This window comes from Thermosporothrix sp. COM3 (assembly GCF_059696735.1).
Window position 1 is genome coordinate 1,578,808 of the sequence record NZ_AP019376.1, and the last position, 12,755, is coordinate 1,591,562.

9 protein-coding genes and 1 riboswitch are annotated in these 12,755 nt (G+C 51.8%); of the genes, 3 read left to right on the top strand and 6 right to left on the bottom strand.

All coding sequences use genetic code 11. The annotated features are described in order from the left end of the window. Positions 1–30 precede the first annotated feature (30 nt). Positions 31–2,325, bottom strand: a complete 2,295-nt coding sequence (locus KTH_RS06810) for a PAS domain-containing sensor histidine kinase (protein WP_497617404.1) — start codon at positions 2,323–2,325, stop codon at positions 31–33. A gap of 467 nt (positions 2,326–2,792) precedes the next feature. Between KTH_RS06810 and KTH_RS06815 the strand changes: the two genes are divergently transcribed. Together KTH_RS06815 and KTH_RS06820 are read left to right on the top strand one after the other, a co-directional pair. After that, positions 2,793–4,010 carry an aminotransferase-like domain-containing protein gene (locus KTH_RS06815; RefSeq protein WP_497617406.1) on the top strand — a complete coding sequence of 406 codons (1,218 nt, stop codon included), beginning with the start codon at positions 2,793–2,795 and terminating at the stop codon, positions 4,008–4,010. A gap of 118 nt (positions 4,011–4,128) precedes the next feature. Continuing rightward, positions 4,129–4,220, top strand: a riboswitch (ZMP/ZTP riboswitch). 44 nt (positions 4,221–4,264) lie between these two features. Then, positions 4,265–5,794: a glycine hydroxymethyltransferase gene (locus tag KTH_RS06820; RefSeq protein ID WP_497617408.1), complete on the top strand. Its 1,530-nt coding sequence runs from the start codon at positions 4,265–4,267 to the stop codon at positions 5,792–5,794. Positions 5,795–6,098: 304 nt separating this feature from the next. Here the strand turns inward: KTH_RS06820 and KTH_RS06825 are convergent, their stop codons facing one another. The 5 genes from KTH_RS06825 to KTH_RS06845 form a co-directional block, all read right to left on the bottom strand. Beyond that, positions 6,099–6,770 carry an O-methyltransferase gene (locus KTH_RS06825; protein ID WP_111321867.1) on the bottom strand — a complete coding sequence of 224 codons (672 nt, stop codon included), beginning with the start codon at positions 6,768–6,770 and terminating at the stop codon, positions 6,099–6,101. 314 nt (positions 6,771–7,084) lie between these two features. Then, positions 7,085–7,840: a glucosamine-6-phosphate deaminase gene (nagB, locus tag KTH_RS06830; RefSeq protein WP_111321864.1), complete on the bottom strand. Its 756-nt coding sequence runs from the start codon at positions 7,838–7,840 to the stop codon at positions 7,085–7,087. 335 nt (positions 7,841–8,175) lie between these two features. Continuing rightward, the gene (locus KTH_RS06835) at positions 8,176–9,120 is read right to left on the bottom strand and encodes an LLM class flavin-dependent oxidoreductase (RefSeq protein WP_111322159.1); all 945 of its coding nucleotides are present in this window, start codon (positions 9,118–9,120) and stop codon (positions 8,176–8,178) included. 62 nt (positions 9,121–9,182) lie between these two features. Next, positions 9,183–10,043 carry a class I SAM-dependent methyltransferase gene (locus tag KTH_RS06840; protein ID WP_111321862.1) on the bottom strand — a complete coding sequence of 287 codons (861 nt, stop codon included), beginning with the start codon at positions 10,041–10,043 and terminating at the stop codon, positions 9,183–9,185. A 141-nt stretch (positions 10,044–10,184) separates the two neighbouring features. After that, complete coding sequence (locus KTH_RS06845; RefSeq protein ID WP_111321860.1) at positions 10,185–10,739, bottom strand: 3'-5' exonuclease; 555 nt, start codon at positions 10,737–10,739, stop codon at positions 10,185–10,187. A 539-nt stretch (positions 10,740–11,278) separates the two neighbouring features. Between KTH_RS06845 and KTH_RS06850 the strand changes: the two genes are divergently transcribed. Further along, the gene (locus KTH_RS06850) at positions 11,279–12,412 is read left to right on the top strand and encodes a carboxylate-amine ligase (RefSeq protein WP_497617412.1); all 1,134 of its coding nucleotides are present in this window, start codon (positions 11,279–11,281) and stop codon (positions 12,410–12,412) included. Positions 12,413–12,755: the final 343 nt, after the last annotated feature.

The following is a 12,755-nucleotide window of genomic DNA, read 5'->3' on the forward strand; positions in this document are numbered from 1 at the left end:
CAGAGCAAGCGGACGGGCGCTTTCTGCCGGCTAGGAGCAGGAAGTGCGCAACGGCAGCGAGAACCAGAAAGAAGCGCCTTTCCCCTGCTCGCTCTCCACGCCGACCCGCCCCTGATGCCGCTGCACGAGCGACTGACTGATATATAATCCCAGCCCCAGGTTCGCCCCGAGGCGGCTATGCTCTCTGGCATCGGCTGCACGCTGGAAACGGCTCCAGATCTTCTGCTTTGCCTCTTCCGACAGTCCCGGCCCGCGATCATGCACCCACACCCGCGCCTCATGCTCGTCCGCAGTCAGCTCAACCGTTACGGGCATTTGCCGCGGCGAATATTTCAGCGCATTCGTAATATAGTTCCCGATAACCTGAGCAATACGCATACTATCGACGCACACTGGAACTGGCTTCTCAGGCAGGATCAACTCAATATTATGTTCAAAAGCTGTGGCCCGCAAATCATCAACCGTCTCCCGAACAAGCGAGCGGAGATCTGTTTCCGTCATGTGCAACTCAAGCTTATCAACCGCGATCCGCGAGGCATCCAGCAAATCTTCGATCAGGCGATTCTGGACGCGTGTCTGCCTGAGTGCCTGCTCAAGCAAGTGCTCGGTATTCTGTAACAGCTCGGTTGCTTTTGGATCTGTCAGACCAGATTGCACGCCAAAGCGCTTGAGCCGCCGCTGCGCCAGTTGCAACGTCCCACCAATAGCCGTCAGCGGCGTCCGTAGCTCGTGACTGATAATACCAAGAAACACTTCTCTTTGCTTCTCAAGTTCTTTTTGTCGAGTAAGGTCCAGGATAATCGATATATAATGTTTTGTCTTTTTCATGTAGGCAACAGCAGCCAGAACAGGTACCCTATGCCCTTGCTTGTGATAATATTCCTTTTCATATGGCGAGCAAACACCAACAACTTTTGTTTCTACCTGTTTTTCTCTATCAAGCGCGGCATACTCCTGAGGTGTCAGCGTATGAAAGTTTAATTGCCCGGCTTGCAGCTCCTCTCGTGTAGCACCTATAAGTGAAAGAAAAGCATCATTCGCATCAAGAATATCGTTCGCCTCGTTACAGGATGCTACCGCAACCAGATTTGCATCATACAGACGGCGGAATGTCTCTTCCTGCTCCCTGTAGAGCGACTCTATCTGCTTCAACGCGGTAATATTATGATAGTAGAAGGCCAGCCGATCGGAGGACGGGTAGACATGTACTTCCCACCACTGCCGGGCAGGCGCATAGAACATCTCATACTGAATGGGCTGCTGTGTCTCCCTGGCGAGCCGCAAAAAGCGCTCACCTTCATCACCACAGAGCGGCGGCCTGACCTCCCATACAGAATGACCCAGAAAGCTTTCACGGTTGATTCCGGCCATTTTTTCCGTGCTTCGACTGATGTAGCTATATCGCCATTCTTTATCGATATGAATACAGCCATCAGCGACCTGTTCCAGTATGGACGTAATTCGATGGTTTGCTATCTGTAGTGCCTCTTCTATTCGCTTTTGTTCGGTAATGTCAAGCGTTATGCCGATAGCATACCGCGGCATCCCCTGCTGATCAGTCACGACACTGCCACGCGACGCGACCCAACGCGTCCCAAGCTCAGGATCAAGCATCCGATAGACTGCGTTATAGTCGCATCCTGTCTCAATTACCCTTTCAAATATCTTCCGCACAGAAGGTCGGTCATCCGGGTGGACAAACGTAAAAAACTGTTCTTCTGTTAATAACGTATTTGAGGGTAGTTTCAGATAATGGGCAACGCGGCTATTAATAATCCCTCTGGCATACAGTTGACCCTGTTTATTCCGGCTGATCTCCCAGCGCCAGACACCGATATCGATGGCCTTCTGTACCCCCTGATAATACTCCGCACGAAGCTCCTCACGCTGCTTCTGCATGGTCACATCATGATGTGCTTCCAGCGCCAGGTGTCTCTTATTTGATCGAAGCAAGCGAGCATGGCTTTCCACTATAACCGTTCTGCCTTCTTTCGCTTTAAGCATCAATTCTGCCTCCCATACCCCCTCATCCTGAAAAATACGTCTTTCTCTTGGAGCGTTCTCTTTAATAATCTGCTCCTGAAAAAGCTCCCGCAGATCGCGCCCGATAGCCTCCTGAGCGGTCCAACCATAGAGATTTTCTGCCTGCCTGCTCCAAAAAGAGAGACGATACTGTGAATCATACATCAAAACAGCATCCTGAATAATATCGAGAAGCGCTGCTTCAGTATGCACTGCATCTACACCGGTGTCTTCATCTATAGAGTAAGGATGATCTTGCACATCGGAACCAGTAACATTTCTGGAAAGTTCGTGTTGTTCCACCGCGCATACCCTTTCTACACTCAAAAAAATCACGGAATGCTAGTCGATTCTCTCATATACTATAGACATGCGTCAAGGGCAGAAAATCGTGTTATAGTAGAGTTAAAGCCAGATAAACATGAGTCATGCACTGAAGCTTGTTACTCCTCCTCATGCTTTAGCGCTGGTTTGAACCAAAATGTGATAGCCTCGGGATGCACCTCGCCCCATTATGCAGCTCTCTCCATCTAATATCGAATATCGGGCCGAACCCCCATTCAAGTGCAAGTTCTTTTCCAATCTTTTTTTCTAAGCGGTGTACGAAATTCAACCGTAGATTCATCATCAAATCGCTTGAATGGCACGCCCGTTTGCCTGCAAAGAAAAGCGAATTGGCTCTTACAAAATAGTCCATTGCCTCTCGACAAATCTGTATACATCAGATACAGTACCATGAAAGAGTTTAAGTCAGGAGGATTGCAAACCATATGCATACAAGGGACCAGCGCTTCGCCCGACGCACAGAACGCATGCAAGGTTCTGCCATTCGCGAGCTACTCAAAGTGACCGAAATCCCCGGAACTATTTCGCTTGCTGGAGGACTCCCCGCCTCTGATATCTTCCCCGTCCAGCAGGTTGCCGAGGCCACGCAGCGTATTCTGAAGAACAATCCCGCCCAGGCGCTCCAATACGGCACCACCGAAGGCTACACCCCGTTACGTGAACTGATTATAGAGCGAATGCGCCAAAAAGGCATTCATGCGACTGTTGATAACATCTTAATCGTCTCTGGATCGCAACAGGGACTTGATCTGATTGCCAAGATTCTTGTTGATCCGAATGATAGCCTGTTAGTCGAAGAGCCAACCTACATGGGCGCGCTTCAGGCCTTCAATCCTTACGAGCCGCGCTATATCGCCGTTCGCTCCGATGATCAGGGCATCGTTACCGAAGAGCTTGAAGCGGCTCTACAGCAAGGCCCGAAGTGTCTCTACGCCCTACCAAATTTCCAGAATCCGAGTGGTGTGACATACACACTGGAACGGCGTCAGCAGCTTGTTGAGCTTGCCGGCCGCTACAATGTCACCATTCTCGAAGATGACCCCTATTCCGAGCTGCGTTTTGAGGGCGAACATCTGCCTTCTCTGCTTGCGCTCGAACAGCAGCGCGTCCAGCAGCCTCCAGAGCGCCCGTATGCCGGAAATGTCATCCAGTTCAACACCTTTTCCAAGATACTGACCCCGGGCCTGCGTCTGGGCTGGGTTGTCGCGCCAGCCGAGGTCATTCGCATGCTGGTACTTGCCAAGCAGGGAACCGATCTGCACACCTCAACCTTCAATCAGCTTGTAGCCTACGAACTCATGCGCGACGGCTTCCTTGAGTCACACATTCCGCTGATTCGTGAAACCTACAGACAGCGCTGCAATGCCATGCTTGATGCGCTTGAGCGCTACTTCCCTGAGGGTGTTCGCTGGACACGCCCACAAGGTGGTATGTTCCTGTGGGTCACGCTGCCGGAGCACATCGACGCCGCTCAATTGCTGAGTCGAGCACTCGAATACAAGATCGCCTTCGTGCCGGGTGCGGCTTTCCATCCCTGTGGCGGCGGCCAGAATACCATGCGCCTGAGCTTCTCAAGCTCTTCTCCGGAACAGATCGATGAAGGCATCAAGCGCCTGGGGAGCCTGCTCAAAGACACGCTCTAAATCTTGATCTCTCTCGGTTCAAAAGCGGTGTTAACGATCAGCCCCGCTAACACCGCCTTCCCTGTACTCATTTTTTGGGATTGTAAACGGACAAGATATCATGTATAATAAGGGCTGAACTGCTGCGGGTGACTGGCGAGTCAGTGGAAAAAACCACGAGGGAGCCCACAGCATATATACAATCCTCAGTCGTTCGCCTGGGCTGGTCACATCGACTTTTGCTTGAAAACCTGATAGGAAAGGGCGAACGCGTTATGACTATCACCACGGCCTCATCTTCTCTGCTCCGCTACCTGCACAGCTTGAATGGAGCCACTCCACATCCCGGTGCAGCCGCATTCTATGCTTCGCTGGATCAGATCAGCGCGGTCTCTCCCGGTATTGCCCGAGCTATCGTGCAAGAGCTGCATGACCAGCGTAACAACCTGAAACTCATTGCCAGCGAGAATTACAGCTCGCTCGCAACCCAACTTGCCACCGGCAACCTCCTGACCGACAAGTATGCCGAGGGCTTCACGCAGCACCGCTTCTATGGCGGGTGCGACAATGTAGACACAATCGAGAGTGAAGCTGTTCGACTCGCCTGCGAGCTCTTCGGGGCCGAACACGCCTACGTTCAGCCGCATTCCGGTGCAGATGCGAACCTGGTCGCCTTCTTCGCGATCCTGTCGGCGAAAATTCAGAAGCCGCTGCTCAGCGAACTGGGACAGGAAGACCCCGCGAAGCTTTCAGCCGAGGATTGGGCAAAAGTGCGGCACGCAGTTCACAATCAGCGCTTGCTCTCACTCGATTACTATTCCGGCGGCCACCTGACCCACGGCTATCGCCATAATATTTCCAGCCACCTCTTCGAGAGCTACACCTATAGTGTCAATCGCGAGACCGGGCTGATCGATCTGGATCAACTGCGAAAGCAACTGCACGCTGTTCGCCCGTTGATTCTGCTCGCTGGCTACAGCGCCTACCCGCGCAAGCTCAACTTTGCAAAGATGCGCGAACTTGCTGATGAAGTCGGTGCAGTTCTGATGGTTGATATGGCACACTTTGCCGGCCTTGTTGCCGGAAAAGTCTTTACAGGAGACTATAACCCGATTCCACATGCCCATGTCGTAACCACAACAACGCACAAGACGCTTCGCGGGCCACGTGGGGGTATGGTGCTTTGTACCAAAGAGTTCGCGGAGTGGGTCAACAAGGGGTGTCCCTCTGTGCTTGGTGGTCCGCTTCCACATGTCATGGCGGCAAAGGCGATCGCATTTCGCGAGGCTTCACAGCCCGAATTCCAGACCTATGCACAGAAGATTGTTGACAATGCTCAGGCGCTTGCTGAAGCGTTCCACATTGAGGGCTGCACCGTGCTCACAGGCGGCACCGATAACCATTTGCTCCTGCTTGATGTAGCGCGAACCTTCGGGCTGACCGGCAGGCAGGCAGAAACAGCATTACGCGAATGTGGCATCACGCTTAACCGCAACTCGCTTCCCTTCGATCCTAATGGTCCGTGGTATACCAGCGGCCTGCGCGTCGGCACGCCTGCTGTCACGACGCTTGGCATGGGCCCCAACGAGATGACGGAGATTGCCCGCATCTTCAAGCTGGTGCTCTCAAATATCACACCAACAACCGCCGCCAGTGGCAAGCCAAGCCGGGCGAAGTATACGCTTGATCCACGCATTGTGCAGCAGGCACGCCAGCGCGTACAGGCGCTTCTGACCCGCTTCCCTCTCTATCCAGAAATCAATCTCGATCTGGTAGAGCTTCCCGAGCCGGACAAGGGCGAGTAGCAGACAAACTCGACCCTCGCGAATGTTCCTCCTGGTGTTTTCAAGCAGCAGCACTCAATGACGAGTAGCTGCTGCATTTCGCAGGAAAAGATGCTCTCAATCCCTTCAAAAAAAGGAAAGCCGCCCCATAACATGCAGGAACGGCTTTTCTCCATTCAGAGCGCATTATACAGTCTAAAAACCATGTAAGCGGAAGAGAGCGTAAAACAGCTTGTAGGGAGGATTAAAACAGCACGTCTGCTTTTGCATAAAAATTCCGTTCGAGCAAACAAACAATCCTGTTTCACGTCATGCTCCTCAAACTTTATCGTACTACAGAGATCGAGAAACCATCCAGGCCGTTCACTGCGTCATCCCAGGGAAGTGCTACACTGACGAGGCGCGGATGTTCAAGAATTTTGTGAATGTATGCAGCAGCTCCAGCAGCGCTCTCATCGGGTGGTGGAGTCTGAAACGGTCGACCGCTGCGCACGATGTTATCAGCAATAATCAGCGAGCCCGGGCGGCTCAGACGAAGTGCCCATTCCAGATAATGGCTATTATTTACCTTATCGGCATCAATAAAAATAAGGTCAAAAGGCGCCTCATCGGTAAGCGCAGGGAGCAGGTCGAGCGCGGGACCAACTCGCACTTCAGTTCGCTTATCAAGCCCCGCCGCGTGGAACGACTTACGGGCAAGCGCCGCATACTCGGGATTGACTTCCAGCGTGATCAGTTTGCCGTCTTCCGGCAATGCACGCGCCAGCCAGACGCCTGAATAGCCCGCCAGCGAGCCAATTTCCAGGATCTTGCGAGCGCCACAGGTCAGCGCCAGTACATGCAAAAGTTTTCCCTGAAGAGGTGAAACCTGATTTCCAGGCAGTCCAGCCGCCTCCGTGCTGGCAACAGACGCCCGTAGCGCCTCATCTTCTGGGGCAAAGCGAATCGCCAGTTCATGATTGATTCGAGCACGCGCTTCAGACTCAGATGGATACATTGCTTCTTCCTTTCACAAAAATATGGAGCACTATACAGTCTCCTCCCTGAGAATAGGGACACATATCTTCTTCTGTCCCACAGCATACGTAATTCTCTCTAACACCGAAAGAAGCATGTTTCACCATCAAAATGGAGTCCGCCTCATCATCAGGCCCTCTCTTTTTAGAGCATACCATGCCTTTGCGCTCTGAAGCAAACATAGCAGGGATTTTCAGCAATCGATGGGGCAGAGTATATCTGAAAAAGAGCAAGAGAAAAGGGACCGTGCCCGATTCAGAGTCGAGCGAAACGGCCCCTTTTTCGGCACACCCATTATACCAATGATGCATGTGCCGCGGTATCTACATAGATAGTCGCGTTCTCATGCAGTTGAAGAAAGGTTGCGGGAATATCGGAGCTTGCCGCTGAATGCAACACCTTCTGCATAATCGTCGCTTTCTTGCTCCCGGTGGCGATCAACACAATTCGACGGGCCTCAAGGATCGTGGCAACACCCATCGAAATCGCCTCGCGGGGCACTAAATCTTCACCACCAAAATCACCCGCAGCGTTGCGCCGCGTAGTGGCATCCAGCCTCACCAGGCGTGTGCGGCTGTCTCGTGCAGATCCCGGCTCGTTAAAACCGATATGCCCGTTCTCACCGATACCCAGGAGCTGGAAATCCAGACCGCCCGCCTGCTGAATCTTCTGCTCGTATGCAGCACAAAAATCAGCAATTGCATCTCTCGACAAAAAGCCATCGGGAATATGGATTTGAGAGGCAGGAACGTTGACATGATCAAAAAGATGATGGTGCATAAAATAGTGATAACTTTGCGAAGAATCAGGCTGCATCGGATAATATTCATCCAGATTGAACGTAATCACACGTGAAAAATCAAGGCCCTCTTCTCGATGCAAGCGCACCAGCTCGCGATAGAGCAGGATCGGCGTATTCCCGGTTGCCAATCCAAGCACGGTCGAACGGCCCTCAGCGTTCCGCTCGCGAATCAGGGCTGCAATTTCTGCCGCAACTGTCTGCGCAATCTCCTGAGCATTTTCTGCAACAACAAAAGGTATATGTGTCATAATTACGTATATCCTCTCCATTTTCAGTCGATGAGAGCTCTCACCTTTGCCACCGGTTCCTGATCCGGCCTATTGGTATAGACCACTGTATATCTAGTCCAATACAGAAACGTTTCACAGAAGCGGACAGTAACGGGCTTGCTGCACAAAAAGCCGAAGAAACCGTTCGACTTCAGACCAGACAAACAGGAGGAAAAGCGGCTCCAGAGGCTCCGGGAGAAAAGAGTATCCTATCCTCAGACACATTGTATCATCTTTTCCGCAGAACACAAAAGCGCTCCCGCCGGATTTGAAGCCACCGGACAGGGAACGCTTTCTCATAAGCGGAGTGCGCGCTAGAGGCTGGCGAGCACTTCTAACAGAGCCCGTGTTTCTTTTTCTGCATCGTGTATCGGCCTGACGGTTGCCATAATCTCGTCAGCCCCGGCCTCGCGCTTTGCATACATACGCCGCCTGATCTCGTCTTCATCACCATACACAAACACCGAGTCAATCAGCTCCTCGGGCAGCTTGCCATCAGACGGGAGGGGATAACCCGCCTCCTCAAAAAGCTTCCGATAGGTCGGGAAGCGCGAATAGACGGCGAAGGACTCCTGAGCCAGCCTGCGCACGACACCGAAATCTTTTGTCAGCAGCAAGGGAGCGCTTACCATGAGCGGTGGACGCGCTCGTCCCGCTTGCCGGGCTCCTTCTTCCAGCATGGGCAACGCCACCGACCGGATATAGGAAGGAGGCGACCAGATTAACATTGCCCCATCCGAGAGCTCGCCCGCCAGCCGCAGCATGTTCTTGCGCAACGCCGCCAGCCAGATCGGGAAACGAGGGAGCGGCGTTCCCTGCGGGTAGCGAGCATGTACGCGGTAATAGTCTCCTTCAAAATCAATAGCGCCCTCCCAGAGCAGCCCGCGCAGCACCGTGATGTACTCGCGCAGGTGTCCAAGTGGTTTCGCGAAATCCAGTCCGTACGTCCCCTCGATTTCCGGACGATGGCTCGCGCCCAGTCCCAGGCGGATCCGTTGCGGGGCAATCTCCGCCAGCACCAGCGCCTCATTCGCGAGCGTCAACGGGTGACGCGGGTACGTAATCGTGATCGAGGTTCCCAGGCCGATTCTGCTGGTTTGCGCTGCCGCCGCTGTCACAATCGCAAGTCCATCAGGACCAACCGGCCAGGACGGCACCCAGGCCATCGGAATACCTGCTTGCTCGGCTAGCTTGATCGTACTCAGGACACGTTGTGCAGGCGGGGGAAAGAGGACGAGACCAATCGGAAATGTAGTCATCCCTGCATAGTTTCCTTTCTTCTGAAATAATCGCTCGAAGATCTTGCTCACAAAGCGAGAAATCACGTGGGCTTCTGCCCCCAGAGCCGCTGGAAGTAGGCAGCACCACAGAAATCTGGCGCCTCCATGTCACCGATAGCACGGGCATAGAGCGTTTCAATTTCATCACGGGAACAGAGGACATTTTGCACAATAAAAGGTTGCAGTAGTTTCAGGAACGTTTTCATGTTTTCGTAGAAAGGCTTGTAAGCGGGCATGCCAGCGGAATAGTTCAGCACAAAGACCTCTTGCCTGATCTGCTCAAAGCCCGCTTGCTGGAACAGGCGCGGGAGCACAGCAGAAATACCATAGTGTTCGCCATAACTCGTAAAGCAGCATCCGGCTTTGCGCATTGCCTCGGTCAGCCTACAACTGTATCGGGCAAGAGAATCACTATTTGTTGAACCCATACTTTCGGGCTCTATATTTATCATGTAACCACCTGGTCGTAGCAGACGCATGCACTCCCCTAATAACCAGGGCCAGTCCTTCGTTACCAGAAAACTGAGAAGAAGGCTGGCATGGATAGCATCAAATGAAGAATCACAAAATTCGAGTTGCTGCCGCACGTCCATTACTCGAAAATGAGTATTGTGCAGTTGCATCGTTTCCGCTATATGCGTCGCGTAGTCGATCATCAATTGACTGATATCAATCCCTGTTACCTGGCAGGAAGGATGCCCCTGTGCTATACGACAAACCCACTCCCCCGGACCACATGCAAGATCGAGGATATGCCAGTTCTCCACCGCCTGAAGCGCCTCGGGAAGCGTATCAAACGCGGTACTGAGCAACCGGGCTTGCTTCATCAATCGAGCAATCTCCGCGGCATTCTCGACGTCAATAAAGTAGAAAGAATGGGCGTTGTCAGGTTGATCCAGCACTGCACCCTCTCCTCGTTTTGTTCTCTTTACTCTATTTTTATCATACTGTCATTTCTTCCCGATGACAATACGCTCATCACTTCTCTACTCTTATTTTACTCGAAAAGTCTATCTCTTCAATGCGCTAACTCTTCTGCATTATTACTTGAGCGAACTTCCCTGTAAAATCGAGGCCAGAATCAGCGCGATGTTCCACGCATCATCCGCACCACTATGATGCGTCCCTTCAAGCGGCACCTCCAGGATTTGGAGCGCCCGTGCCATTCCGACCTCTTTCTTCAGACCATGCTGCACTGCAAACAGAATCTTCGCGTTGATATGTTTCGGGCTGAACGGGTAAGCAATCTGGCGCTGTTGACACTGACGCTCAAAACGCAGCCGATCGGCGTCACCATAGCTGGCCCACACGCGTTGTGAAGAGGCATATTCATCCCGAAGCAAAGAACATGCCTCTTCAAATGAAATACCGGTATCTACTAATTTCTGTGTTAGTCCGGTTAGCCGGGAACAAAACGGACTGACAGTCGAGCGTTCGGGCCGCACCAGAATCCTTCGTTTCCCATGTCGCTCACGAGTCGCCACGTCTAGCAGGCACAGTCCAATCTCGATAATCTCCGATTCCTGGCCCTCCGGTGTCGGTCCATCCCAGCACGTCGCCTCAACATCTATCACAAGTATTTGATCCAGTAAGCGCATTTGTCCCTCCTTATAGCGTCCTTACGCAATTCTACAACAGAATGGGTGGTTACATGCAAGGCATATACATGCAGTAGAGTGCTACTGTAATCGCATCGAATTCTATTTCAAGATAAACGAGAAAAGGGTAGATCTCCGACAGAAGATATGATCGAAAAGCGATCGTAGCCGCTGGTTTTAATGGCCTCCACAGCTTTGTCTCGCAAAATATTTCTATATCGTTTTTAAGTATAGTTACTGAATCTCCTCTTTCTACCGAGTTTTCTTGTGTATACTATAAGAGAGACAGCAGACAGTTCCCACTCACAAAGAAGTGAGCTCTCAAAAAGCAAGACGCTTTACACCTATAAAGCGGCAAAGAAGCAGTTTACCCGAGGAAGCCCCATCTAAAGGGGGAAATGCTTTTTGCCTATTACTTGCACTGGCATCGTATTCATTACGGAAGCGGCTGCTGTTTTCCGCTTCCAGAGGCTGAAAGAGGAGCCACCGCCAGCACATGTCTGGAATTGCAAAGCTCTTTTTCAGAAAGGGAGAATACTATGACATTGAGAGCACCCTGTGCTCTTGGAATTGAGCAAGAATTTCAACTGGTAGATCAACAAACCGGCGATTTATGCTCATGCAATCAAGCTATTGTCGCAAAAGGACAACAACTATTAGGCGAACACCTCAAACTGGAGGCGAAACAGGCATGTATTGAGCTCACAACCGGCGTCTGTCCCACGATCGAAGACGCTCGTCACGAGATCATGACATTACAAACAAAGCTCAGCCATCTTATCGCCAGTGAGGGGCTCTCCCTGATCCGTGCTGGAACCCATCCCGGTGCCCTCTGGCAGCAACAAAAAACAACAGTGGGTGAGCGCTACCAGCGGCTTGAAGAAGAATTTCAAGATGTTGATCGGGCGCTGGTTATCTTTGGTTTACACATTCATGCAGGTATTGAAAGCCGCGAGCTTGCCGTTGATCTGATGAACCAGCTCCGGGCCTGGCTCCCACACTTCCTTGCTCTCTCCAGCAACTCCCCTTTCTGGGAGGGACGCTATACCGGCCTGAAATCCTATCGTTCCATCATCTGGAATATGCTTCCACGTACCGGAACCCCCGACGTGCTCTCATCCTGGACGCAGTTTCAACAGACAGTCGATGAGCTTATACAGTTCGGTTGTATCGAAAATGGAAAAGAGCTGTGCTGGGACATCCGCCCACATCCCTTCTTCCCAACGCTGGAACTGCGCGTCTGTGATATGCCCACCACTACCGAGGAGACGCTAGCGCTGGCAGCACTCTTTCAGGCCCTGGTCATGAAACTGACCTGGTTGCAGACCCATAACCGCCCCTATCCGATTCTGCCACGCCATTTCATCGAAGAAAATAAATGGAAAGCCGTTCGTTACGGACTTGATGCATCTATTGTTGATTTTCTCACAGGGCGTCGCTTAACTATGCGCGATGCGCTTCATGAACTCCTCGATTTCGTTCAAGATGTTGTAGAAGATCTGGGCTGTCAGCCAGAATTTGACTTTCTGCGTCACCTGCTACAGGATCCGGCAGGCTCAGGAGCAGACCGCCAGATTGCTATCTACGAACGCACAGGCGACGTGCAACAAGTTATACAGTTTTTATTGAAACAGTCTCTTCTTTCATTTAGTGCTGGCGTAGCTTCCCAATAAACATGTGTCAGGAAAGGCTCTTTCTTCTTCCCTGTTCAGCGAGCCTTTCCTGTTCACCTTCTCTTGAAGATCATCGATCAAAGATGAAGAGGAGCAAGCTGCTTCAATAAAAAAGAGAGCGAAGAACACACACTGGTGCTCCTCGCCCCTCAACGCTTATCGCCACAGGCAATAAAATAACCGCAACAACGCTAAAGCAGTACTGTATGGAAGTGTCTCTTCAATAGGCAGGAATGTTCAATACCTCTTCTTCGTTGCGTTTTCATTGTATCAGAGCGGAACAAGAAGATCTCGTAGCAATCGGCCAGTTTCTACCTGTCCCTTTGGACAGGGAAGAAACCGT

What these genes read in the sequence shown, in the direction of transcription:
- KTH_RS06815 (WP_497617406.1), top strand. Translation starts at nt 2,793, where the DNA reads ATGCATACAAGGGACCAGCGCTTCGCCCGACGCACAGAACGCATGCAA.
- KTH_RS06820 (WP_497617408.1), top strand. Translation starts at nt 4,265, where the DNA reads ATGACTATCACCACGGCCTCATCTTCTCTGCTCCGCTACCTGCACAGC.
- KTH_RS06825 (WP_111321867.1), bottom strand. Translation starts at nt 6,770, where the DNA reads ATGTATCCATCTGAGTCTGAAGCGCGTGCTCGAATCAATCATGAACTG.
- nagB (WP_111321864.1), bottom strand. Translation starts at nt 7,840, where the DNA reads ATGACACATATACCTTTTGTTGTTGCAGAAAATGCTCAGGAGATTGCG.
- KTH_RS06835 (WP_111322159.1), bottom strand. Translation starts at nt 9,120, where the DNA reads ATGACTACATTTCCGATTGGTCTCGTCCTCTTTCCCCCGCCTGCACAA.
- KTH_RS06845 (WP_111321860.1), bottom strand. Translation starts at nt 10,739, where the DNA reads ATGCGCTTACTGGATCAAATACTTGTGATAGATGTTGAGGCGACGTGC.
- KTH_RS06850 (WP_497617412.1), top strand. Translation starts at nt 11,279, where the DNA reads ATGACATTGAGAGCACCCTGTGCTCTTGGAATTGAGCAAGAATTTCAA.